This window comes from Agromyces sp. Leaf222, from assembly GCF_001421565.1.
Taxonomy (GTDB): domain Bacteria; phylum Actinomycetota; class Actinomycetes; order Actinomycetales; family Microbacteriaceae; genus Agromyces.
The window spans coordinates 679317-703219 of the sequence record NZ_LMKQ01000001.1 but is presented as its reverse complement, the minus strand read 5'-3'; the positions used below and the strand labels follow the sequence as shown (position 1 = coordinate 703219).

Sequence of the window (23903 nt, the reverse complement as noted above, 5' to 3'; positions counted from 1 at the left end):
ATACCCCCCAGTGGTATCAGATTTGGAGAGTGTGATGGCAACCGTTGAGTACACCGTGACCGGCATGACGTGCGGGCACTGCGAGGCGTCGGTGCGCGAAGAAGTGCAGCAGGTGCTGGGCGTGTCCGGGGTCGACGTGTCGGCCGCGACGGGACGTCTTGTCGTTTCGGATAGTGGTGAGCCGATCGAAGACGCGGCAGTGCTCGCGGCAGTCCAGGAAGCCGGCTACCAGGCAGTCCGGGCCTAACAGGAACACGACACCCGGTAGGGCCTCGCGCCACCCTCGACTTGCTACTCGGGCAAGCGCCCGACCATGAAAGGACCACGGACATGAACGACAGCTGCTGCAGCGTCCCCGGTGCATCACACCCCGCGGCCAAGCCCGCTCACGCCACCGATCTGCTGAGCCAGTCCGCCCCGGAAGACCTCGCGGAATGCCCGGTCATGAAGGGCAGCACCGTGCTGAAGTCCACCGCTGAGGCGGCGGGGCTGTACCGTGACGTCGACGGCGTCCGGTACTGGCTCTGCTGCGCCGGCTGCGGACCGAAGTTCGACGCAGACCCGGCTGCCTACATCGCCGCGTAGCCGGCGGCATCCCCTCGACGCCCACTCGCTTCTGAGAGAAGGTCGAACCATGAACGACCAGCACCAGCACCATCGTGACCCAGCCGCTGCGGCGCCTCCTCACGACGCCGGCACGCACGCGCACGGAGGGCATGAGCAGACCCACGGGCATGACATGCACGACGCCCACGTCGGGCACAACTCCGCGACCGCTGCGCACGCCGAACACACTGGTCACGGTGAGCACGCCGGCCACACCGGTCACACCGGCCATGGCGGGCATTCCGGACACGGCGATCACGTCGGTCAGTTCCGGCGCCTGTTCTGGATCAACCTGATCCTCGCCGTCCCGGTCATCGTGTTCTCGCCGATGTTCGCCATGGTGCTCGGCTACGAGTTGCCCGACCAGCCCTGGCTCGCGTGGATCTCGCCGATCCTCGGAACCGTGATGTATGTGTGGGGCGGGCGACCATTTCTCACCGGCGCCGTCTCGGAGATCCGGGCGCTCAAGCCCGGCATGATGCTCCTGATCGGGCTCGCGATCACGGTCGCGTTCCTCGCATCCTGGGGCGCGAGCCTTGGACTGCTGGATCACGAGCTCGACTTCTGGTGGGAGCTCGCGCTGCTGATCGTGATCATGCTGCTCGGCCACTGGGTCGAGATGCGCTCCCTCGCGCAGACCACCTCGGCGCTGGACTCCCTCGCCGCGCTCCTGCCCGACGAGGCCGAACGCGTCGACGGCGACACGACCGTCACCGTGTCGCCGGGCGATCTCCGTGTCGGCGATGTCGTCGTCGTGCGCCCCGGCGGCCGTGTCCCCGCCGATGGCCGAGTCGTGGCGGGGTCGGCGAGCGTGGACGAGTCGATGATCACCGGCGAGTCCAAGCCGGTCCGCCGCAGCGAAGGTGACCCGGTCGTCGCTGGGACCGTCGCGACGGATTCCGGCATCCGCGTCGAAGTCACGGCCGTCGGCGACGACACCGCACTCGCTGGCATCCAACGCCTCGTCACCGACGCGCAGAACTCCTCCTCCCGTGCCCAGCGGATCGCCGATAAAGCCGCTGCGGCGCTGTTCTGGTTCGCGCTCGGGGCCGCGGTTCTCACCGCCATCGTCTGGACGCTTGTCGTCGGTAACCCCGACGAAGCAGTCGTCCGGACCATCACTGTCCTGGTGATCGCCTGCCCCCACGCTTTGGGACTTGCGATCCCGCTCGTCGTCTCGATCGCGACGGAGCGCGCGGCCCGTGGTGGTGTGCTGATCAAGGACCGCCTCGCGCTCGAGAGCATGCGCACCGTGGACACCGTCCTGTTCGACAAGACCGGCACCCTCACCAAGGGCGAGCCCACTGTCAGCAGCATCGAGACCGTGGACGGGTGGGACGCCGACCAGGTCCTCGCCCTGGCCGCCGCCGCCGAGGCCGACTCCGAGCACCCGCTCGCTCGCGCGATCGTCGCGACCGCAACCGATCGAGGACTCACCATTCCTCGAGCCACCGACTTCGATTCCGCGCCCGCCGTCGGGGTGACCGCGATGGTCGAATCAGCCCAGATTCGCGTTGGCGGCCCGCACCTGCTGTCCGAGGAGAACGTCACAGAGCTGCCGATCGCCGACCAGTGGCGGCAGGACGGCGCGATCATCCTGCACGTCCTCGAGAACGGTCGAGTCATCGGCGCGCTCAAGCTCGCCGACGCGATCCGTGACGAGTCCCGTGAAGCCATCGCGGCGCTCCACGAGCTCGGCGTGCAGGTGGTGATGATCACCGGCGACGCTGACGCGGTCGCGCACTCGGTCGCGACCGAACTCGGCATCGACCGGTACTTCGCCGGCGTACGACCCGAGGAGAAGTCCGCAAAGGTCAAGGAGCTGCAGGACGAGGGCCGGAAGGTCGCCATGGTCGGCGACGGCGTGAACGACGCCCCGGCACTCGCGCAGGCAGATGTGGGCCTCGCAATTGGTGCCGGCACCGACGTCGCGATCGCGTCGGCCGGGGTGATCCTTGCCAGCGACGACCCCCGCTCGGTCCTCTCGGTGATCCAGCTGTCCCGGGCGAGCTACCGCAAGATGAAGCAGAACCTCTGGTGGGCCGCCGGGTACAACCTCATCTCGGTCCCGCTCGCCGCAGGCGTGCTCGCACCCATCGGATTCGTCCTGCCCATGTCCGTCGGAGCGATCCTGATGTCCCTCTCGACCATCATCGTCGCCCTGAACGCGCAACTCCTGCGCCGACTCGACCTCCGACCCGAGGCCAGCACCAGGGCGCTCCTCGGCGACCGGGCAGGCACACTCGGAGAAGCAACCGTCAAGGAACCGGACCACGCGCGGGCCTGACCCCACCTCACCGAGATGAGCACATCATGACCGACACCTCTCACACCCATGAGTCGCACGGGTACATCACCGACAAGGACAAGTACCTGGCACGGCTTCGCCGCATCGAAGGCCAGACCCGCGGGATCCACCGGATGGTCGATGAGGAAAAGTACTGCATCGACATCCTGACTCAGATCTCCGCACTCACCTCCGCGCTCGAATCCGTCGCACTCGGCCTCCTGGACGACCACCTCAAGCACTGCGTCGTCGACGCGGCCGTCCGGGGCGGCGCCGAAGCCGACGAGAAGATCAAGGAAGCCTCCGAAGCGATCGCCCGGCTGGTGCGATCCTGAGAACCACTCCAACCCCGCGCGACGAGCCCAGTTAGCCTGAGGGAACCCCGAGGAGACGACCATGCTGATGCATCTGCGCCGAATGGCCAGCACTGATGCACGAGCACGCGTCCTGCTCATCGCCCTCGCGATCCCAAGCATCCTGATCGGCCTCCTGGCCATGCACGTGCTCTCGGGCACTGCCAACCAAACGAGTGCACTCAACCACCACACCGTCATCGTCGCCGCCGTTGAAGACACAACCCATCATGCCGGCGGCCACGGGGCAGCAGACCAGGACCCCGCGAACTCGGCGGCCTGCGGCCCCGCATGCGGACAGGACCACGAGATGCTCGCCATGGCCTGCCTTCTCGCCCTACTCGTCGCCGCCCTGACGCTCCTCGCCGCAGCCCGGGCCCACCGAGGAGCTTGGACGCTGCGCCCGATCCAATTCCTCGGGCGCTTCGTACCGGCACCAACTGAACCGCGCCCCCCATCACTCATCGCTCTCTCGATCAGTCGCACGTGAAAGGGCGGCGGCCGCCCGCCAACGCGGCCGCATCACACCCACACCACCGTTCGAGCCTCGTGCTCGTACGGCCCACCTTCGACTGATCGAACAGAGAGACTCCTCATGAAACTCCGCACCACAATGCTGCCCGCCATCGGGCTCCTCGCCACCGTCCTCCTCGCCGGCTGCTCCGGTACCGGCTCGAGCGGCGACATGTCCGGCATGGACCACGGCTCCTCGCCCGCGCCCTCCGACAGCGACGCGGCCGCCGACTTCAATGACGCAGATGTTGCATTCGCGATGGGCATGATCGCCCATCATCAGCAGGCGATCGAGATGTCCGACATGCTGCTCGAAAAAGACGGCGTCGATCCGGCCGTAGCCGACCTCGCACAGACCATCAAGGACGCCCAGCAGCCCGAGATCGACACCATGACCGAATGGCTCGACGACTGGGGCCAGCCTGTGGAGTCATCCGGCATGGAAGGCATGGACCACGGCGGAATGATGATGTCCGAGGATGACATGGCGGCGCTTGAATCCGCCACTGGCGAGGAAGGCTCGACCCTGTTCCTCGAACAGATGATCGTCCACCACGAAGGCGCTATCGACATGGCCGAGACCGAAGCCGCAGAAGGCCAGAATCCGGACGCGACGGCTCTGGCCGAGAAGATCATCACCGACCAGACCGCCGAGATCCAGCAAATGCGTAGCCTGCTCGCGTCCAGCTGATTCCGTCACGAATGCGTGCTCGGCCACTTGCCGAGCGGCGGAAGGGGCGGGGGCCAACCTCAGGTTGCCCCGCCCGTTCCGTGCACGCTCGAGAGCGGAACCGTCAGATACAGCGTTTCCTTAATTCAGTGATTCCTGTACAGTCGTTCGCATGTCGACCGCCACCGCGTCCGTGACGCACACCGCCGCACTGGCCCGGCTCGGGTACGCGCTCTCGGACGCGACCCGTGCCGGTGTCCTTCTGGCGCTTCGTGAGGCCCCGGCCTACCCATCCGACCTCGCCGACGCGCTCGGCGTCTCGCGCCAAGTCATGTCGAACCAGCTGGCCTGCCTGCGCGGATGCGGTCTCGTCGAAGCGGTGCCGGACGGGCGCCGCACCTGGTATCGCCTCGCCGACCCGCACCTCGCACCCGCGCTCAACGAGCTGCTGCAGGTCGTGCTCTTCGTCGATCCCGACTGCTGCGCCGGAGAGAGCTGCACCTGCGCATGAGCGTCCACACACCTTCGCTCTCCGCCGAACGGAAGCACACCCTGCAGCGCCGGATCCGCTGGATCGTCACGGCAACGATCGCGTACAACCTGATCGAAGCAGTGGTCGCGATCACCGCAGGCACCATCGCGTCCTCATCCGCGCTGATCGCATTCGGGCTCGACTCCACCATCGAGGTGCTCTCCGCGGCCGCGGTCGCCTGGCAATTCACGCGCCGCGACCCCGAGCGATGGGAGAAGGGCACCCTGCGCGTCATCGCCGTCGCCTTCTTCGCCCTCGCCGCCTACGTCACCGCATCCTCTCTGCTCGCGCTAATCCTGCAAGCCGACGTGGCGCACAGCACGCTCGGCCTGGTCATCACCGCACTCAGCGTGCTCGTGATGCCGTTCCTGTCGCTCGCGGAACGCCGGGCCGGTCGCGAGCTCGGCTCAGCGACCGCCGTCGCGGACTCGAAGCAGACCCTGATCTGCACCTACCTCTCCGCGGCCGTGCTGGTCGGCCTCGTCCTGAACAGCATGTTCGGATGGTGGTGGGCCGACGCGATCGCCGGCCTCGTCATCGCCGGGTTCGCCGTGCGCGAAGGCATCGAAGCATGGCGCGGCGACGCGTGCGCCACGTCCGTCGGCATGCTCCTCGAGGACGAGGACGAGGACGAGGACGAGGACGAGCACGAGCACTCATGATGGGTCCCGTTGACACCCACCACGGCCCGGTCGAACCGACGACCCTGACACAAGGAATCCATTGAAGCGAAGCACGAAGATCCAGGCCGGCATCCTTGCCGGAGTCGTCCTCGCTGGCGGAGCCGGCATCGTCGCGATCGCGCTCAACCAGCCCGGAGCCGCGCAGAATACGCCAGCGATCTCGACGGTCGTCGCTGAGAACAGCCACCGCCTCGACGTCGCTGAGACCAGTGACGTCACGTTCACCGAGTTCCTCGACTTCGAATGCGAAGTGTGCGGTGCCGTCTACCCGGTCGTCGAGGAACTCCGCGAGGAGTACGCGGGCCGCGTCACCTTCGTAACCCGCTACTTCCCCCTGCCCGGGCACTTCAACTCGCGCACCGCGGCGATCTCGGTTGAAGCTGCCGCCCAGCAAGGCAAGTTCGAGGAGATGTACCACCGCATGTTCGAGACCCAGGCCGAATGGGGCGAACAACAGGTCTCCGCGGCCGATCGGTTCCGCGAATTCGCCCAAGAGCTGGAACTCGACCTCGCCGCCTACGACGATGCAGTTGCCGACCCGGCCACCGAAGCAAGAGTCCAGCAGGACTACGACGCCGCGACCGCGCTGGGCGCCACCGGCACCCCGACGATCTTCGTCAACGACGAGTACATCCCACTCACCTCGCCCGACGACCTCCGCAAAGCGCTGGACACCGCACTCACCGAGTAACCGAAACCACTCCGGTCATTCAACGCGAAGAATATGCCTCGAGGTATCGCCGCCCGCAAGCCGGTCCGCAGTCGGCATAACCTCCGTTCGATGCCGCGCATGCGGGCGCCGACGCAATCCAGCATCATGTGCATTCCCGTAAGACCCGCCGGAGAAACAGCCCGATGAAGGGACGTTTAACGCGGCAACCACAAGAGCTACGCGCTCGACGTTCGGGACTGAGCATCGACTTGAAGCGGGCCTCGAGGCTCGTCCTTCTGGCGTCGAGCGATCCCGAGGATCAAATGGCCGAAGAGCGATACAGCCGTTTCTTCAAACTGATCTCCACACGAGCGATCGTCCGGAGATCCGGCCAGGACTCCCCCGCGATCACCCGTCGGATTGTTCCTTCATTCACACCGGCCTTTTCGGCTACCGCTCGAATGCTCTGTCCGTCTGTGGCCTGCACAAGCTTGAGCACGAACTGGCGCGCGATCTCCCCGGCCGGATCGTCGCAAGGAACGTCGGGCCACGAACTCGTGAGCTCCCGCGGACTCTCGCGGGGAGTTCTGCCCATCTCAGGGCCCCTCACAGCGATCCGGCGTACATCCCAGCATTTCCATGGATCAACTACCTCTCAAGGATCAAGTAGTTTGAACGGGATCAACTTGGATGTATCGCCGGATCAACTATCGCGACGGCTCACACCACGCTTAGAAGTCCCAGTCCTCGTCTTCGGTCGAGACGGCCTTGCCGATGACGTACGAGGAGCCCGAGCCCGAGAAGAAGTCGTGGTTCTCGTCGGCGTTCGGCGAGAGGGCCGAGAGGATCGCCGGGTTCACGTCGGTGACGGTCTTCGGGAACATCGCCTCGTAGCCGAGGTTCATGAGGGCCTTGTTGGCGTTGTAGTGCAGGAACTTCTTGACGTCTTCGGTCAGGCCGACGCCGTCGTAGAGGTCCTGCGTGTACTGCACCTCGTTGTCGTAGAGCTCGTAGAGCAGCGAGAACGTGTAGTCCTTCAGCTCGTCGCGCTCGGCCTGCGTGGCCTTCTCGAGACCCTTCTGGAACTTGTAGCCGATGTAGTACCCGTGCACTGCCTCGTCGCGGATGATGAGGCGGATGAGGTCGGCCGTGTTGGTGAGCTTCGCCCGCGACGACCAGTACATCGGCAGGTAGAAGCCCGAGTAGAAGAGGAAGCTCTCGAGCAGCGTCGAAGCGACCTTACGCTTCAGCGGAGAGTCGCCCTGGTAGTACTCCATGACGATCGAGGCCTTCTTCTGAAGGTTCTCGTTCTCGACCGACCAGCGGAACGCGTCGTCGATGTCCTTCGTCGAGCACAGCGTCGAGAAGATCGACGAGTAGCTCTTCGCGTGCACCGACTCCATGAACGCGATGTTCGTGTAGACGGCCTCTTCGTGCGGCGTGATCGCGTCGGGGATGAGCGAGACCGCACCGACCGTGCCCTGGATCGTGTCGAGCAGGGTGAGCCCGGTGAACACGCGCATGGTGAGCGTCTGCTCTTCGGGTGTGAGCGTGTTCCACGACTGGATGTCGTTCGACAGCGGCACCTTCTCGGGCAGCCAGAAGTTGTTCACCAGGCGGTTCCAGACCTCGAGGTCCTTGTCGTCTTGGATCTTGTTCCAGTTGATCGCCTGCACGTGGTCGACGAGCTTCAGCTTCTCGGGAGGGGTCATGTTCTCGGCTTCTCTCAGATGACGGATGTCGCGGGGCGGGTCTCGATACGGCGCTGGCGCGCCTACTCGACCGGCGTCAGAGCGCGCAGCTGACGCACATCTCGAGCTCGGTGCCCTCGAGCGCCATCTGCCGCAGGCGGATGTAGTAGATCGTCTTGATCCCCTTCTTCCATGCGTAGATCTGCGCCTTGTTGATGTCGCGGGTCGTCGCGGTGTCCTTGAAGAACAGCGTGAGCGAGAGGCCCTGGTCGACGTGCTGCGTCGCCGCGGCGTAGGTGTCGATGACCTTCTCATAGCCGATCTCGTAGGCGTCCTGGTAGTACTCCAGGTTGTCGTTCGTCATGAACGCCGCCGGGTAGTAGACGCGACCGAGCTTGCCTTCCTTGCGGATCTCGATCTTCGACGCGATCGGGTGGATCGAGGCCGTCGAGTTGTTGATATACGAGATCGACCCGGTGGGCGGCACGGCCTGCAGGTTCTGGTTGTAGATGCCGTGCTCCTGCACGGACGCCTTCAGCGCCTTCCAGTCTTCCTGCGTCGGGATGTGCACGTTGGAGTCGGCGAAGAGCTGCGTGACCTTGGCGGTCGCGGGCACCCACGCGGCATCCGTGTACTTGTCGAAGAACTCGCCCGACGCGTACTTGGACTCGGCGAACCCGTCGAAGGTCTCGCCGCGCTCCTTCGCGATGGCGTTCGACGCGCGCAGGGCGTGGAACAGCACCGTGTAGAAGTAGATGTTCGTGAAGTCGATGCCCTCTTCGCTGCCGTAGAAGATGCGCTCGCGGGCGAGGTAGCCGTGCAGGTTCATCTGGCCGAGGCCGATGGCGTGCGACTTGTCGTTGCCGTCTTCGATCGAGCGCACCGACGTGATGTGGCTCATGTTCGATACGGCCGTGAGACCGCGGATGGCGGTGTCGACCGTCTTGCCGAAGTCGGGCGAGTCCATGGTGAGGGCGATGTTCAGCGAACCGAGGTTGCAGCTGATGTCCTTGCCGATCTCGTTGTACGAGAGGTCCTCGTTGTACGTGGTCGGCGTGTTGACCTGCAGGATCTCGCTGCAGAGGTTCGACATGTTGATGCGGCCCTTGATCGGGTTCGCCTTGTTCACCGTGTCTTCGAACACGATGTAGGGGTAGCCGCTCTCGAACTGGATCTCGGCGAGCGTCTGGAAGAACTCGCGCGCGTTGATCTTGGTCTTCTTGATGCGCGGGTCGTCGACCATCTCGCGGTACTTCTCGGTGACCGAGATGTCGCCGAACGGCTTGCCGTAGACGCGCTCGACGTCGTACGGCGAGAAGAGGTACATGTCCTCGCCGTTCTTGGCGAGCTCGAACGTGATGTCGGGCACGACGACGCCGAGGGACAGCGTCTTGATGCGGATCTTCTCGTCGGCGTTCTCGCGCTTGGTGTCGAGGAACCGCATGATGTCGGGGTGGTGCGCGCTGAGGTACACCGCGCCGGCGCCCTGGCGGGCACCGAGCTGGTTGGCGTAGCTGAAGCTGTCTTCGAGGAGCTTCATCACGGGGATGATGCCGGACGACTGGTTCTCGATCTGCTTGATCGGGGCGCCCGCCTCGCGGATGTTGCTGAGCGAGAGCGCCACGCCGCCGCCGCGCTTGGAGAGCTGCAGTGCGGAGTTGATGCCGCGCGAGATCGACTCCATGTTGTCTTCGATGCGCAGCAGGAAGCAGGAGACGAGTTCGCCGCGCTGCGCCTTGCCGGTGTTGAGGAACGTCGGCGTGGCCGGCTGGAACCGGCCGCCGATGATCTCCTCGACGAGGTTGACGGCGAGTTGCTCGTCGCCCTGCGCGAGGCCGAGGGCCGTCATGACGACGCGGTCTTCGAAGCGCTCGAGGTAGCGCTTGCCGTCGAACGTCTTGAGCGTGTAGCTCGTGTAGTACTTGAACGCGCCGAGGAACGTCTCGAAGCGGAACTTCTTCGAGTACGCCAGGTCGTTGAGCTTGGTGATGAACTCGAACGAGTACTGGTCGAGCACGGCCTGCTCGTAGTACTCCTTCTCGACGAGGTAGTCGAGCCGCTCCTTCAGGGAGTGGAAGAAGACGGTGTTCTGGTTGACGTGCTGGAGGAAGTACTCGCGCGCCGCCTCACGGTCTTTGTCGAACTGGATCTGTCCGTCTTCGCCGTAGAGGTTCAGCATCGCGTTGAGCGAGTGGTAGTCCATGCCCACGCGCGGCGCGTCGATCACGGCTACACCGCTGTCAGAAGTTGCTGAGTTGACCAAAATGCGTCCAATCCCTCGTTGACGGCGTTCACGTCGTCAGGTGTTCCGAATACTTCGAAGCGATACAGCGGCGGCACATGGCATTTGGCCGCGATGATGTCTGCGGCCAGGCAGTAGCCCGTGCCGAAGTTGGTGTTGCCGGCGCCGATGACCCCGCGGATCAGTGACCGGTTGTGCTCGTCGTTGAGGAACCGGATGACCTGCTTGGGCACCGCGCCGTTGCCGTCGCCCCCGCCATAGGTGGGGAGCACGAGCACATACGGTTCGGATGCCACGAGCGGCGCATCTCTCGCATGCAGCGGGATGCGGCTGGCGGGGCGTCCGAGTTTCTCGATGAAGCGTGCGGTGTTGCCCGACACGCTCGAGAAGTAGACGAGGTTCGTCATGCTGGGTGCTCTCCCTTCGCGGCTTCGGTTCACTCCGTGGAGCTCACCGGTGCCATGCGGGTCGAGGATCAGCCCAGGCGCGAGGCGAGCTCAGCGATCTTGTCGGGACGGAAGCCCGACCAGTGGTCTTCGTCGGTGATGACGACCGGGGCCTGCAGGTAGCCCAGCTCTTTGACCTGTGCGAGTGCACTCTCGTCGGTCGAGACGTCGAGCACTTCGTACTCGATGCCCTTGCTGTCGAGTGCGCGATACGTCGCGTTGCACTGCACGCAGGAAGGCTTGGTGTAGACCGTGACCGTCATGTTCTCCCCTGTTCTTTCTCAGGCTCCGGAGGAGCCCGCCCCCGTGATTTCTAGCGGTTTCAATACTACATCTAGTGGCTGACGAACTCACCCGACACAACATGCAGTAATTACATTCCTGTAGTTTTCCACCGCTTCATCCACAGTCCATCCCCAATCGGATGCCCCGGTGATCCGCGGATTCTCGCGGAGGCCGCCGAGGTTATCCACAGTTGGAAACCGACCCGATTCACTGCTTGTGGATGAAACCCCGGGCGTGTCGCCGAGAACGACACTTGGGGGGTACAGGATGCGACGACCCCTACATGTTGTGTTGTAGCTCCATGCTGCCACCACCCACCGACATCGCGGCGGGCGTCGTGCGCGTGTCGCGCGAGCCCAGCAACGCGATGCCGAGCAGCCCGACCGCGGCGAGCGCGATCCACACGCCGAAGCCGAACACGAGCACCAGCCCGACGCCCAGGATGCCGCTGACGACCGCGACCGCGACGGGCACCCGCACGGCGGTGAGCCGCCCGAATCGAGACCCGATCGCACGCAAGACCACCGACGACGCCGGCACCGACCGCACCGACGGCACCGGCACCGGCACCGGCACCGGCACCGGCGCACCTCCGCGCTCCCAGCGCCGGAACACCAGCACGAACCCCGCCGTCACGACCGCCGCGACGACGAGCCAGCTCGGCCGGCTCGCCCACCACTCGTCGGTGAGCGGCACCGGCAGTGCGAGGCCGACGGCGCTGTTCAGCCACAGCAGCACCCCGGCGAGCGCGATGAGCGCGGGCATGTGCCAGAGGTAGAGCGTCATGCCCCACTCGCCGAAGCTCGCGATCGCGCGGGCGGGGCGCGGTCGCTCGGCCCATCGCCGCAGCGACGGCCGCATGAGCGAGAACAGCGCGAGCTGCACGACACCGAGCACCACGAGGCACACGGTCGGCGGGTTGAGGTTCATGAGCAGGTCGGGCGAGTACGGTCCGACGCTCGTCAGCACGAGCAGCACCGCGAGCGCGGCGAGCGCCGCCCGGAGGCGTGCGGCACGCGACATCCGCTCGACCGTGCCGTCGGCGAGGAGGAACCCGCCCTGCTGCACGAGCAGCCACACCGCGAGCAGGTTGGCGAACCCGATGGCGTCGATGCCGGTGGCCATGCGCACGAGGTCGACCGCCACGACGACCGCGAGCAGGACCCCGACGGTCGCGAACGGATGCCGCGAGTGCACCCGTGCCATGAGCGGCACGAGCGAGGTGCAGGCGAGGTACACGGCGAGGAACCAGAGCGGCTGCCCGATGCGGTATCCGGCGGTGGCGACGACCTCGGCGGGCAGTCCGGCGGCCGCCAGCACGGCGAGCGCGAGCCCGACGACGACGACGAGGGCGATCGCCGGCCGCACGAGACGGGCGAGGCGACCGCGCACGTAGCTCGCGGCATCCGCCCCTCGCTGCTGCATGCGCCGCCACTGCGACCAGGCCGAGTAGCCGCCGATCACGAAGAAGAGGGGCATGATCTGCACGAACCAGGTGGCGGCTGCGAAGCCCGCCCAGTGCTCGAGGGCGTTCTCGAGCACCGGGCCGCCCGCGCCCACGCTGACGCCGACCATCGTGACGTGCAGCGCGAACACGACGACGAGGCATGCGGCTCGGGCGGCGTCGATCGCGGCATCCCTGCGCTGGCCGACCTGCTCGTGACCTGCCGGACCGCGACCCGACGGGCCCTGACGGCGGTCTCGGGTCGGCGCCCGCCCGATCACGGCGATGCGCTCTGCGTTCAGCGTCACGATGACGCTCCTCCCCGGGGCGGCACCTCCGCCCGTGCGGGCAGGCTACGAACGCGGTGCCTGCGCGGGCATCACCCGCCGGTGCGGTTCGCACCCCTACCCCGGTACGGGCGAGCGGATGCCGCGGCCGCGCGCCGCACGTGCGCAACTCCGGATCGCACGCACGACACGCCGCCCGAGCCCCGGCGTGCCGCGGCGTGGCGGCGCGCCCCTCCGGAATTGCGCCGCAGCTCGCCGGCGACGAGCGCTCGCGGGTCAGCGCCCGGGCTGCACCAGGCCGATGTCGTAGGCGAAGACGACGGCGTGCACGCGATCGCGCAGGTGCAGCTTGGCGAGGATCTTGCCGACGTGCGTCTTCACGGTCTGCTCGGCGATGAAGAGGTCGCCGGCGATCTCCTGGTTCGAGCGTCCGCGGGCGATGAGCTCGAGCACCTCGCGCTCGCGGGCCGTCAGCGACGAGAGCAGGTGCTCGTCGACGCGCGGGGCCGGCGCCGTGCGCGCGACGTCCTCGATGAGGCGGCGGGTGACGCTCGGCGCGAGCAGCGCCTCGCCCGCGGCGATGACCCGCACGGCGTTCACGACGTCGGCCGGCAGGGCGTCCTTCAGCAGGAATCCGCTCGCACCGGCCCGCAGCGCCGCGTAGACGTAGTCGTCGATGTCGAACGTCGTGAGCATGAGCACGCGCGGCACGTAGTCGCTCGATCGCGGCGGGGTCTGCAGCGCCCGCGTCGCGTCGATGCCGTTCATGCCGGGCATGCGCACGTCCATGACGACGACGTCGGGACGCAGCTCGTGCGCGAGCATCACGGCTTCGGCGCCGTCGGCGGCCTGCCCGACGACGCTGATGCCCTCATGGGCGTCGAGCACCGCGGCGAACCCGGCGCGCACCATCGCCTGGTCGTCGGCGATGAGCACCGAGATCGTCACGAGTCCCCCGATCGATCGGCCGCCGAGCGGATGTCGGTGTCGGCCGTGAGCGGCAGCGTGGCACGCACCTCGAAACCGCCGTCGACGGTTTCACCGCTCTCGATCCTGCCACCGAGCATGCGCACGCGCTCGCGCATGCCGATGAGGCCGTGACCGGCGCCGGGCTCGCGCCGGGCGGCGGACGGGTCGACCGCTTCCCCGGCTCCGGTCGCACCGGCGCCGGCACCGGCGTCGACCGCGGCATCCGTCGACGAGGCATTGCGCACGACGAGCTCGAGGCCGGCGCGCCCGTCGCTCGCCCGGTCGACGCTCACGAGGGTCGCCGCACCGGGCGCGTGCCGCAGCACGTTGCTGAGCGACTCCTGCACGATGCGGTAAGCGGCGCGGGCGGCCGGGCCGCCGTCGAGCAGCCCGGGCGCGAGCTCGAGCGACACCGGCACGCCGGCGCGTTCGACGCTCGCGACGAGTTCGGGCAGTTCGGCGAGTCCGGGCTGCGGCGCGGTCTCGGGCTCGCCCGCGGGGTCGCGCAGCACGCCCAGCAGCGCCCGCATCTCGGCCATCGCCGACCGGGCGGATGCCGCGATCTCGGCGAACTCGGCCGTCGCCGCCTCATCGAGCCCCGTGAGCCGGTAGGGCGCGCTCGACGCCTGCACCTGGATGATCGACATGCCGTGCGCGATGACGTCGTGCATCTCGCGGGCGATGCGCGTGCGCTCCTCGGCGATGAGCCGGCGCTCGTGCTCGACGGCGCTCGAGCGGCGCTCCTCGTCGAGCGCGGCGTCGAGCCTGGCCCGCCCGGCGGTGACCGCGAATGCCGCACCGAGCACGAGCGCACTCACCGCACCGCTCGTGACGAGGTTCGCGATGACACCGTCGGGGGTCGCGCCGTGCCCCGGCACGAACGCGATGACGAGCGGCACCACGATGGCGCCGAGCCAGAGCGCGACCGCCGCCTGCTTGGAGCCGCGCAGCACCATCAACGCGAGCACCGCGCACAGCAGGATCAGCTGCGGAACCGTCACCGGCCACGGCAGGCCGGGATCCGCGGAGCCCAGCAGCCCGAACGCCGCCTGCCCGGCGAGGAACGCGGCGGCGGCAGCCCAGCCGTTCCACATGGCGAGCAGCAGCGACCCGACCTGCACGAGCGCGATGCCGAAGGCGGCGGCGACGTGCACGTGATAGACGGCTGCGTCGATCGGCACGGACACGGCGTAGAGCACGACCGCGACGAAGACGGTCAGCACCCACATGACGGTCTTCGGTTCGACGCCGAGCGAGGGCCCGGCGAACACGCCACGCGACCGGGCCTCGTCCGAGCTGCCGGCGTCGGAGCGGCCGGCTCCAGGCCGCAGGGCACCCGGTCGCGCAGCGGCGACGTCGGAGGGCGAGGGCGGCGGAGGTGGAACGGGCGGACCCGGTCGTGATGCGGTGACCATGCCGTCACTCTGGCACGCACGCGCGGCGCGCACATCCCTCCGTGGGCCGGTTGCGGCATCCCTCGCAGGTATGGGTGCCGGGCGAGCGGATGCCGGGGGCCGGCGCCGATCGAGAGCAGGCGCCGCCGCGCGCTCAGCCCTTGGCGGCCTTCGCGGCGGCCTTGGCCGCCTGCTTCGTGGCGCGCACCCTGGCGAGCGACTCGGGGTCGACGATGTCGGCGACCGACCGGTAGGCGTCGGCCTCGCCGTAGGCGCCTGCGGCCTCGCGCCAGCCGGGCGCCTCGAGGCCGCACTGCTTGCCGAGCAGCGCCAGGAAGATGCGGGCCTTCTGGTCTCCGAACCCGGGCAGCGCCTTGAGGCGCTTCAGCACCTCGGCGCCCGTGGGCTCGCCGCGGGTCCAGATCGCCGTCGCGTCGCCGCCCCACTCGTCGCGCACCGCGGTGGCGAGGGTCTGCACGCGCTCGGCCATGGATCCGGGGAACCGGTGCACGGCGGGCGTCTGCTTGAACGCCTCGACGAACGCGTCGGGCGCGACGTCCGCGATGACGGCGGGATCGATCGAGCCGACGCGGTCGCGGATCTTCACGGGCCCGGCGAACGCCGACTCCATGGTGACCTGCTGGTCGAGCAGCATGCCCGTGAGCAGCGCGAACGCATCGTCGCTCAGCAGTTCGTCGGCGGCGGGGTCTCCGGTGATGTGCAGTGGCATGCATCCATCCTCCCACCGGCCGCCCGCGGCATCCGGAACCCCATTCGCACTCGCCCGCCATTCCGGACAGGACCTGACCGCATGCTTGGCGAGACTGGCCTGAGGCGATTCGATGGAACGGATCGCGAACACCCTACGAGGAGTCACACCATGGACTGGAAGATCGAACTCATCTTCGTGCCCGTCACCGACGTCGATCGCGCGAAGGCCTTCTACGTCGAGAAGCTCGGCTTCAACGCCGACCACGACCAGCGGGTCAGCGACGACCTGCGATTCGTGCAGCTCACTCCGCCCGGATCCGCGTGCTCGATCGCGATCGGAACGGGCCTCGGCCTCACGATGGCCCCGGGAACGCAGGACTCCATCCAGGTCGTCATCCCCGACGCCGACGCCGTGCTCGCCGACCTCCGTGCGAAGGGCGTCGAGGCCGACGGCGTCGACGAGCAGGCCTGGGGCCGCTTCGTCACGGTCAAGGACCCCGACGGCAACCGCTGGACCCTGCAGGAGCTGCCCGACTATTCGCAGCAGTCGTAGGCGACGCCGTCGTCCGCAGAGGCGAGGGGGCGGATGCCGCGCCGCACCCGCGCGCGTAGGCTGCATGCATGTCCGACCTCTCGCGCTTCCTGCCGCTCTCGAACCGGCCGAAGCACGACGAGTCCGCCGTCACGAACACGTGGAACGCCGAACTCGCCGACGTGCTGGGCGCGCTCACCGCCGCCCTCGCCCCGCTGCCCGACACCGCATGGGCCGGTGACAGCCGACGCCCCGGGTGGAGCGTGCACGATGTCGTGGCGCACCTCGCGTGGCGGCTCTCGACCGCGCGCGGCGAGCGCTGGCGCACGAGCGCCCGCTCGCTCGCCGAGCAGGGCTTCAGCGCTGCGGCCGCCGAGCTCGCGATCGCGCGTCGCACCGCGGCATCCGTCGATGCCTCGCCCGCCGCGCTCGTCATGGACCTCACCAGACTGCGGGATGCCGCGGCTGCTGGGAGTGGTGGCGACGCCGTGCAGACGGGCATCGGCGCCCTCGCCGAGGCCGTCATCGCGGCCGTCGACGTGGCGGCCTCGCTCGACGTGCCGATCGCGGTGCCCGAGCGCGCCTCCGGAGCCGTGGCGCTGCGCCGCGCACTCGAGGCCCCCACCGAGATCAAGGCGGTGACCCGCGGCTGCACGCTCGCCGCGACCGACGCCGACTGGAGCTTCGGCCACGGCCCCGTACTGCAGGGCACGGCCGCCGAGATCCTGCTGTTCCTCTACGGGCGCAGCGACACCGCGCCCCGCCCCGCGCCGAAGGCCTGACGGGCCGACACCGCGTCGCGCACCGACGCGCGCGGCCGGCTCGCGACATCCGCTCGCCCCGAACGCGACGAAGGGGCGGATGCCGCAGCATCCGCCCCTTCGTTCAGGTCACGCCGTGAGGCTCGGCCTCACTCAACGACCGCCGGAGCGACGGCGGTTGTAGACGTCGAAGGCGACCGCGAGCAGCAGCACGAGGCCCTTGACGACCTGCTGCCACTCGATGCCGATGCCCATGATCGACATGCCGTTGTTCAGCACGCCGATGATCAGACCACCGATGATCGCGCCGCCGATGGTGCCGACACCGCCCTGCACCGCTGCGCCGCCGATGAAGGCCGCCGAGATCGCCTCGAGCTCGAAGCCGTCACCGGCCTTCGGGCCGGCGAGGTTCAGACGGGCCGTGAAGATGAGGCCCGCGAGTGCGGCGAGCGTGCCCATGTTGACGAACAGCCAGAAGTCGACGCGACGCGTCTTGATGCCCGAGAGCTCCGCCGCGTGGCGGTTGCCGCCGATCGCGTAGATGTGGCGGCCGAAGACCGTGCGGTTCATCACGATGCCGTACACCAGGATCAGCACGGCGAGGATGATCAGCGTGATCGGGATGCCCTTGTACGAGGCGAGCGAGTACGCGAAGAAGCCGATCGCGGCCGAGATGAGCACGAGCTTGATGGCGAACCACACCATGGGCTCGACGTCCTGGCCGTACTTCTGGCGACCGCGGCGGGTGCGGATCTGCTGCACCACGAGGGCGATGATCGCGAGCGCGCCGACGCCGAGCGTGAGCGGATCGATCTCGAACTCTCCGAACAGGTCGGTGAGGAAGCCGTTGCCGAGGGCACGGTACTCGGCCGGGAACGAGCCGATGTTCGCGTTGCCGAGCACCACGAGGGCAAGGCCGCGGAAGATGAGCATGCCGGCCAGCGTCACGATGAACGCCGGGATGCCGACGAACGCGATCCAGAAGCCCTGCCAGACGCCGACGAGCGCGCCGATGCCGAGCGAGAGGATCACCGACAGCCACCACGGCAGGCCCCACTGCACGGCGAACACGCCCGAGCAGGCGCCGACGAAGGCGGCGACCGAACCGACCGACAGGTCGATGTGGCCCGCGATGATGACCATCACCATGCCGATGGCCAGAACGAGGATGTAGCCGTTCTGCACCACCAGGTTGGAGATGTTCTGCGGGCGCAGGAGGATGCCGTCGGTGAGGATCGCGAACAGCACGACCACCGCGATGAGCGCGATGAAGATGCCGTTCTTGCCGAGGTCGGCCAGCACGTGGCTGAGGCGCTCGGTGAACTTGTTGCTCGGCGGGTTCACGTTGCCGCCGGCCTGGATCGACTCGGTGGTCGGGACCTGAGATGGGTTGGACATGGGGTCTCCTGTGATTCGCGCGCGCCCGGGCGTCAGCGCGGCTTTTCCATGGTCATGAGCTTGAGCATCGACTCGGGGGTGGCCTCGGCGATGGGGAGCTCTCCGGTGATGCGACCCTCGGAGAGGGCGTACACGCGGTCGCAGATGCCGAGCAGTTCGGGCAGCTCGGAAGAGATGACGATGATGCCCTTGCCCTGCGCGGCGAGCTTGTTGATGATCGTGTAGATCTCGTACTTGGCACCGACGTCGATGCCTCGCGTCGGCTCATCGAGGATGAGCACGTCGGGGTCGGAGTAGATCCACTTCGACAGCACGACCTTCTGCTGGTTGCCGCCCGAGAGCTTGCCGGTCTTCACCAGGACGTTCGGCGCCTTGATGTTCATCGACTGCTTGAACTCGGTGGCGACCTTGTACTCCTCGTTGTCGTGCACGAGGCCGAACCTCTCGAGCTTCTTCAGCGACGCCATCGAGATGTTGCGCTTGATGTCCTCGATGAGGTTGAGGCCGTAGGTCTTGCGGTCTTCGGTCGCGTACGCGATGCCCTGGTCGATGGCCTCGGAGACGGTGCGGGTCTTGATCTCCTTGCCGCGGAGGAACACCTTGCCCGAGATGCGCGAGCCGTAGCTCTGGCCGAAGAGGCTCATCGCGAACTCGGTGCGGCCGGCGCCCATGAGGCCCGCGATGCCGACGATCTCGCCGGCGCGCACGTTGAGGTTGACCTTGTCGACCACGACGCGGGACGGGTCCTGCGGGTGGTGCGCGGTCCAGTCCTCGACCCGGAGCAGCTCGTCGCCGAGGTTCGGGGTGTGGTCGGGGTAGCGGTGCTCGAGGTCGCGGCCGACCATGTCCTTGATGATGCGGTCCTCGGTCACCTCCTGCTTGGCGATCGTCTCGATCGTCTTGCCGTCGCGGATGACCGTGACGGAGTCGGCGACCTTCTTGATCTCGTTCAGCTTGTGGCTGATGATGATCGACGTGATGCCCTGCCCCTTGAGGTGCAGGATCAGGTCGAGCAGGTGGTCGGAGTCCTCGTCGTTCAGGGCGGCGGTCGGCTCGTCGAGGATGAGCAGCTTCACCTCTTTCGAGAGCGCCTTCGCGATCTCGACGAGCTGCTGCTTGCCGACGCCGATGTCCATGATCTTCGTCGTCGGGTTCTCGCGGAGGCCGACGCGGGCGAGGAGCTTGGACGCCTCGAAGTTCGTCTTGTTCCAGTCGATGAGGCCGCCGCGGCCCTTCAACTCGTTGTTGAGGAAGATGTTCTCGGCGATCGACAGGTACGGGCTGAGCGCGAGTTCCTGGTGGATGATGACGATGCCCTTGGCTTCGCTGTCCGTGAGGTCCTTGAACTCGACCGTCTCGTTCTCGAAGACGATGTCGCCGTCATAGGTGCCGTGGGGGTAGACGCCCGAAAGCACCTTCATCAGCGTGGACTTGCCCGCGCCGTTCTCACCGCAGATGGCGTGGACTTCGCCGCGCTCGACCTCGATGGTCACGTTGGACAGTGCCTTCACGCCGGGGAAGGTCTTCGTGATGCCGCGCATCTCGAGAATGTTGGTGGTCATATTCGCTCCTGCTTCATCGCCGGTGCCCTGTCGGACGCGGATGCCGCGGCCGGACCTGAGGCGAGACTACTCCCGCCCCAGGCTCCGGCCGCGTCATCCCATCAGCGGGTCAACCCGGTTGGGGGTCGATCAGCCGTTGATTTCCTCTTCGGTCCAGTAGCCGCTGTCGACCAGGACCTCGGTGATGTTGTCCTTGACGACGATCTGGGACTCGAGCAGGTACGACGGGACGACCTTCACGCCGTTGTCGTAGTCGGTCTCGTTGTTGACCTCGACCTCGTCACCGTTCAGGATCGCGGCGGCCATGTTCACGGCGACCTCTGCGAGCTGGCGGGTGTCCTTGAAGATGGTCGCGTACTGCTCACCCGAGTTGATCGCCTTGACCGAGTCGAGCTCGGCGTCCTGGCCCGAGATGATCGGCCAGCCCTCGCCGACCGTGTAACCGGCGTCGGTCAGGGCCGAGATGATGCCTCGCGAGAGGCCGTCGTACGGGGAGAGGACCGCGTTGACCGTCGAACCGTCGGAGTACGTCGAGGTCAGGATGTTCTCCATGCGCTCCTGCGCGACCTCGCCGTCCCAACGGAGGGTGGCGGCCTGCTCGAACTCGGTCTGACCCGACTTGACGACCAGGGTGCCGTCATCGATCAGCGGCTGCAGGGTGTCGATCGCACCGTTCCAGAAGAACGTGGCGTTGTTGTCGTCGGGCGAACCGGCGAACAGCTCGATGTTGAACGGGCCCTTGGGTGCGTCGGCAGCCGGCGCGCCCTCGAGATCGGTCAGGCCCAGGCCGTTCAGCAGCGAGGTGGCCTGCTGCACGCCGACGACGTAGTTGTCGAACGAGGCGTAGTAGTCCACGTTCTCGGAGTCGCGGATCAGGCGGTCGTAGGCGATCACCGGGATGTCGGCGTCGGCCGCGTCCTGGAGCACCTGCGACAGCGTGGTGCCGTCGATCGACGCGATGATCAGGGCCTCAGCACCCTTGGTGATCATGTTCTCGATCTGCGAGACCTGCGTGGGGATGTCGTCCTCTGCGTACTGCAGGTCGACCTTGAAGCCCTGCTCCTCGAGCTGCGCCTTGACGGCGTCGCCGTCCTGGATCCAACGCTCCGAGCTCTTGGTCGGCATCGCGACGCCGATCAGGCCGCCGTCGCCACCGCCATCGCCGCTCCCGCTGTCGCCGGAGCCGCCCGAGCACGCCGCGAGTGCGAGCATGGAAGCTGCCGCCATCGTTGCGAGAAGCACCTTCTTCGTGTTCTTCACGGTGTTTCCTTTCACTGTGTCATTCATGGACGTCATCGTCTTGGTGACAGTCGGAGCGGCGGTGTCCATGAACGCCGCTCCCCCGCGCCACCCGAGAACGGATGCCGCAAGCTTGTGTTGTTGAGTTATGCGCCTTTCGGCGCGGGTGGTGCCCGGGTCGAAGCCCGTCAGGTGCGCGCCGGCGTTCGTCTGGCGTCGGTGCTCTGTCCGTAGACGTTCTGGTACCGGTCGTACAACCGGTCGATCGAGTCCTGCGGGATCGCCACCAACGGGCCGGCCTCACGAGCCAGANGCGTCGGTGCTCTGTCCGTAGACGTTCTGGTACCGGTCGTACAACCGGTCGATCGAGTCCTGCGGGATCGCCACCAACGGGCCGGCCTCACGAGCCAGATGCACCGTCCGCGCGACATCCTCGACCATGACCGCAGCCTTGACCGCATCCTTCGCCGACGCACCGATCGTGAACGGCCCATGATTGGCCATCAACACCGCACGAGACCGATGCCCCGACAACGTCTCCACGATGCCCCGACCGATCGAGTCATCCCCGATGATCGCGAACGGACCCACCGGAATCGGACCACCGAACTCATCGGCCATCGCCGTGATCACACACGGGATCTCCTCATTGCGCGCCGCCCACGCAACCGCATACGTCGAATGCGTGTGCACCACACCACCGACCTCGGGCATGTTCCGATACACGTACGCATGCGCCGCCGTATCGCTGGACGGCGACCGCTCAGCACCAGGCGTGCCCTCGATCACATTGCCGTCCAGATCGCACAGGATCATGTTCTCGGGCGCCAGATCGTCATACGACACACCCGACGGCTTGATCACGAACAACTCAGCACCCGGAACCCGACCACTGACATTGCCGCCGGTCCACACCACCAGGCCATACCGCGTCAACTCGGCATGCAACTTCGCGACCTCCGCTCGGACGCGGGCGATCGAGTTCCCTGCTGCCCGGTCTCGTCGCGGNCACGAACAACTCAGCACCCGGAACCCGACCACTGACATTGCCGCCGGTCCACACCACCAGGCCATACCGCGTCAACTCGGCATGCAACTTCGCGACCTCCGCTCGGACGCGGGCGATCGAGGCTTCGAGGTCGGCCCCGAACGGTTGGGGTGTTGCGTTCACGGGGCGTCCTCCATCGCGTTCGGGCCACTGTGACCGGTCACATTCTGACGCAGACGCCTGCGGGTGTCAATTGCCGGGCGTGCGAGGCGACGCCGCCCAGGCGTGCCGGGGCCGGCCTCAGCGCGGCATCGTCGACGCACGGACGATCAGCTCCGGAACGAGCATCGGACGGTTCGCCGCGGCATCCGACCCACCGACTCCCTCGACGATGGCGGCGACCGCACGGCGGGCGAGCTCGTCGAAGTCCTGCCGCACGGTCGTGAGCGGGGGCCAGAAGAACTCCGCATCGGGGATGTCGTCGAAGCCCACGAGGCTGAGCGAACCCGGCACCTCGCCGCCGCGCTCGCGCACGAAGCGCATGAGGCCGAGCGCCATCTGGTCGTTCGAGGCGAAGACGGCGGTCGGGGCATCCGCCAGCAGGCGCTCCCCCGCGTCGTACCCGGATCGCGCCGACCAGTCGCCGCGCACCACCGCGACGGGCTCGAGCCCGTGCGCGGCGAGCTCGAGATCGAACCCGCGCTCGCGCGAGCTCGACTCCAGCCAGTCCGATGGGCCCGCGAGGTGCGCGACCCTGGTGTGCCCGAGCTCGACGAGGTGACGCGTGGCGATGCGGGCACCCTCGACCTGGTCGACGGCGGGGCTGCGGTCGTCGCGTCCGCCGGCGAGCAGCGTCACGACCGGCACGTCGACGCGCAGCTCGTCGAACGCCTCGAGCACGCGCACATGCGGCGCGACCACGACGATGCCGTCGACGGCCTGGCCGCGCAGGTGCGCGATGCCCGCCGAGACGGAGCCGAGGTCCTCGGAGTCGACGTAGGCCGTGCTCACCCAGTGGCCGGCCGCGCGCGCCGCCGCCTCGAGCGCCGCGATGCTCGTCGACGGGCCGTAGTGACGCGAGTCCGACGCGAGCACGCCGATCGTGCGCGATCGCTTCGTGCCCAGGGCTCTGGCGGCGAAGTTCGGCGTGTACTGCAGCTCGGCGATCGCGTCCATGACCCGGCGGCGGGTGGCCTCCTTGATCTGCGGATGCTCGTTCAGCACCCGCGACACCGTCTGGCGCGACACCCCGGCGAGCACCGCGACGTCGCGAACACCGGCCGCTCGGGTCGGCGCTGACGCCTCGGGCGCGGCCGACGACGCGGGCGCAGCCGGGCCACCGGGCGCGCGTTCGGTGCCGGATGCCTGCATGGACCGCCCCTCGTCACCGCCTGGTTTCGCACCCGAGCGTATCCGAACCGCCGCGTCGCCGGACTGCGCGCACGCCTGCCGCCTCCGCGCCTCCCGCCGGCCGTAGGATGCGGACATGAGCAAGCCTCAGCTGAGCCCCGCCTCTCCGATCGGCAGGGTCGTCGCCGACCTCGACCGCGTGCGCGCGCCGCTCCGCGCCTCCGACGGCCTCGCCTCCCGTTCGTGCCCGAGTCGACGGCACGCGCGCTCGCGGGCACGGTCGGACTCGTGAGCCGGCAGCTGCTCGT

The 23903-nt window shown here is 67.6% G+C and carries 25 protein-coding genes and 1 pseudogene; 11 read left to right on the top strand and 15 right to left on the bottom strand.

Annotated elements, in window-relative coordinates:
- Positions 1-34: 34 nt before the first annotated feature.
- From ASE68_RS03055 to ASE68_RS03015, 8 genes are all read left to right on the top strand, one after another.
- Positions 35-247: a heavy-metal-associated domain-containing protein gene (locus ASE68_RS03055; protein WP_055855058.1), complete on the top strand. Its 213-nt coding sequence runs from the start codon at positions 35-37 to the stop codon at positions 245-247.
- Between the two features lie 387 nt (positions 248-634).
- Positions 635-2893, top strand: coding sequence for a heavy metal translocating P-type ATPase (locus ASE68_RS03045; protein ID WP_082461924.1), 2259 nt, complete (start codon positions 635-637; stop codon positions 2891-2893).
- Positions 2894-2919: 26 nt separating this feature from the next.
- The gene (locus tag ASE68_RS03040) at positions 2920-3228 is read left to right on the top strand and encodes a metal-sensitive transcriptional regulator (RefSeq protein WP_055855052.1); all 309 of its coding nucleotides are present in this window, start codon (positions 2920-2922) and stop codon (positions 3226-3228) included.
- Between the two features lie 61 nt (positions 3229-3289).
- The gene (locus ASE68_RS03035) at positions 3290-3736 is read left to right on the top strand and encodes a DUF6153 family protein (protein WP_055855049.1); all 447 of its coding nucleotides are present in this window, start codon (positions 3290-3292) and stop codon (positions 3734-3736) included.
- 105 nt (positions 3737-3841) lie between these two features.
- On the top strand, positions 3842-4450 hold the full coding sequence (locus ASE68_RS03030) for a DUF305 domain-containing protein (RefSeq protein ID WP_055855047.1): 609 nt from the start codon (positions 3842-3844) through the stop codon (positions 4448-4450).
- 151 nt (positions 4451-4601) lie between these two features.
- On the top strand, positions 4602-4940 hold the full coding sequence (locus tag ASE68_RS03025) for a helix-turn-helix transcriptional regulator (protein WP_055855045.1): 339 nt from the start codon (positions 4602-4604) through the stop codon (positions 4938-4940).
- Positions 4937-5623 (top strand): cation diffusion facilitator family transporter, encoded by a 687-nt coding sequence (locus ASE68_RS03020; RefSeq protein WP_055855043.1) that lies wholly within the window; start codon positions 4937-4939, stop codon positions 5621-5623. Before ASE68_RS03025 ends, ASE68_RS03020 begins: the two co-directional genes overlap by 4 nt.
- Before the next feature lie 61 nt (positions 5624-5684).
- A complete protein-coding gene (locus ASE68_RS03015) occupies positions 5685-6335 on the top strand; it encodes a thioredoxin domain-containing protein (RefSeq protein WP_055855041.1) in 651 nt (216 codons plus the stop codon).
- 280 nt (positions 6336-6615) lie between these two features.
- On the opposite strand, the gene ASE68_RS20080 is transcribed toward ASE68_RS03015, so the two are convergent.
- The 9 genes from ASE68_RS20080 to ASE68_RS02975 all read right to left on the bottom strand — a co-directional run bounded on the left by ASE68_RS20080 (position 6616) and on the right by ASE68_RS02975 (position 15784).
- Complete coding sequence (locus ASE68_RS20080; protein ID WP_157421513.1) at positions 6616-6891, bottom strand: helix-turn-helix transcriptional regulator; 276 nt, start codon at positions 6889-6891, stop codon at positions 6616-6618.
- Positions 6892-7027: 136 nt separating this feature from the next.
- Positions 7028-8008 (bottom strand): class 1b ribonucleoside-diphosphate reductase subunit beta, encoded by a 981-nt coding sequence (gene nrdF / locus ASE68_RS03010; protein ID WP_055855039.1) that lies wholly within the window; start codon positions 8006-8008, stop codon positions 7028-7030.
- 76 nt (positions 8009-8084) lie between these two features.
- Positions 8085-10190: a class 1b ribonucleoside-diphosphate reductase subunit alpha gene (gene nrdE, locus ASE68_RS03005; RefSeq protein WP_055855037.1), complete on the bottom strand. Its 2106-nt coding sequence runs from the start codon at positions 10188-10190 to the stop codon at positions 8085-8087.
- A 26-nt stretch (positions 10191-10216) separates the two neighbouring features.
- Positions 10217-10636 (bottom strand): class Ib ribonucleoside-diphosphate reductase assembly flavoprotein NrdI, encoded by a 420-nt coding sequence (gene nrdI / locus ASE68_RS03000; RefSeq protein ID WP_055855035.1) that lies wholly within the window; start codon positions 10634-10636, stop codon positions 10217-10219.
- Between the two features lie 68 nt (positions 10637-10704).
- Positions 10705-10938: a glutaredoxin-like protein NrdH gene (gene nrdH / locus ASE68_RS02995; protein WP_055855033.1), complete on the bottom strand. Its 234-nt coding sequence runs from the start codon at positions 10936-10938 to the stop codon at positions 10705-10707.
- Positions 10939-11239: 301 nt separating this feature from the next.
- On the bottom strand, positions 11240-12712 hold the full coding sequence (locus ASE68_RS02990; RefSeq protein WP_055855030.1) for an acyltransferase: 1473 nt from the start codon (positions 12710-12712) through the stop codon (positions 11240-11242).
- 255 nt (positions 12713-12967) lie between these two features.
- Entirely contained in the window at positions 12968-13639 is a 672-nt protein-coding gene (locus ASE68_RS02985; protein ID WP_055855028.1) for a response regulator transcription factor, read from the bottom strand.
- Positions 13636-15075: a sensor histidine kinase gene (locus ASE68_RS02980; protein ID WP_082461921.1), complete on the bottom strand. Its 1440-nt coding sequence runs from the start codon at positions 15073-15075 to the stop codon at positions 13636-13638. Before ASE68_RS02980 ends, ASE68_RS02985 begins: the two co-directional genes overlap by 4 nt.
- A gap of 133 nt (positions 15076-15208) precedes the next feature.
- On the bottom strand, positions 15209-15784 hold the full coding sequence (locus ASE68_RS02975) for an HhH-GPD-type base excision DNA repair protein (protein WP_055855025.1): 576 nt from the start codon (positions 15782-15784) through the stop codon (positions 15209-15211).
- Between the two features lie 150 nt (positions 15785-15934).
- Here ASE68_RS02975 and ASE68_RS02970 point away from each other — a divergent pair, with 150 nt between their 5' ends.
- On the top strand, positions 15935-16318 hold the full coding sequence (locus tag ASE68_RS02970) for a glyoxalase superfamily protein (RefSeq protein ID WP_055855024.1): 384 nt from the start codon (positions 15935-15937) through the stop codon (positions 16316-16318).
- Positions 16319-16386: 68 nt separating this feature from the next.
- Positions 16387-17079 (top strand): maleylpyruvate isomerase family mycothiol-dependent enzyme, encoded by a 693-nt coding sequence (locus tag ASE68_RS02965; RefSeq protein ID WP_055855023.1) that lies wholly within the window; start codon positions 16387-16389, stop codon positions 17077-17079.
- A 132-nt stretch (positions 17080-17211) separates the two neighbouring features.
- Here ASE68_RS02965 and mmsB read toward each other — a convergent pair whose 3' ends face one another.
- The 6 genes and pseudogenes from mmsB to ASE68_RS02940 all read right to left on the bottom strand — a co-directional run bounded on the left by mmsB (position 17212) and on the right by ASE68_RS02940 (position 23616).
- Positions 17212-18456: a multiple monosaccharide ABC transporter permease gene (gene mmsB / locus ASE68_RS02960; protein WP_055855022.1), complete on the bottom strand. Its 1245-nt coding sequence runs from the start codon at positions 18454-18456 to the stop codon at positions 17212-17214.
- Between the two features lie 32 nt (positions 18457-18488).
- Positions 18489-20018: a multiple monosaccharide ABC transporter ATP-binding protein gene (gene mmsA / locus ASE68_RS02955; RefSeq protein WP_055855020.1), complete on the bottom strand. Its 1530-nt coding sequence runs from the start codon at positions 20016-20018 to the stop codon at positions 18489-18491.
- A gap of 129 nt (positions 20019-20147) precedes the next feature.
- Positions 20148-21305 carry a multiple monosaccharide ABC transporter substrate-binding protein gene (chvE, locus tag ASE68_RS02950; RefSeq protein WP_055855018.1) on the bottom strand — a complete coding sequence of 386 codons (1158 nt, stop codon included), beginning with the start codon at positions 21303-21305 and terminating at the stop codon, positions 20148-20150.
- Between the two features lie 265 nt (positions 21306-21570).
- Positions 21571-22235, bottom strand: a 665-nt coding sequence (locus ASE68_RS02945; RefSeq protein WP_235480874.1) for an L-ribulose-5-phosphate 4-epimerase, incomplete at its 3' end; no start/stop codon positions are given.
- Between the two features lie 31 nt (positions 22236-22266).
- Positions 22267-22428 (bottom strand): annotated as a pseudogene (locus ASE68_RS20870) (L-ribulose-5-phosphate 4-epimerase); the annotation flags it as partial.
- 117 nt (positions 22429-22545) lie between these two features.
- Positions 22546-23616 carry a LacI family DNA-binding transcriptional regulator gene (locus ASE68_RS02940; RefSeq protein ID WP_082461919.1) on the bottom strand — a complete coding sequence of 357 codons (1071 nt, stop codon included), beginning with the start codon at positions 23614-23616 and terminating at the stop codon, positions 22546-22548.
- Positions 23617-23731: 115 nt separating this feature from the next.
- On the opposite strand from ASE68_RS02940, the gene ASE68_RS20065 reads away from it, so the two are divergent.
- Entirely contained in the window at positions 23732-23887 is a 156-nt protein-coding gene (locus ASE68_RS20065; RefSeq protein WP_157421510.1) for a hypothetical protein, read from the top strand.
- Positions 23888-23903: the final 16 nt, after the last annotated feature.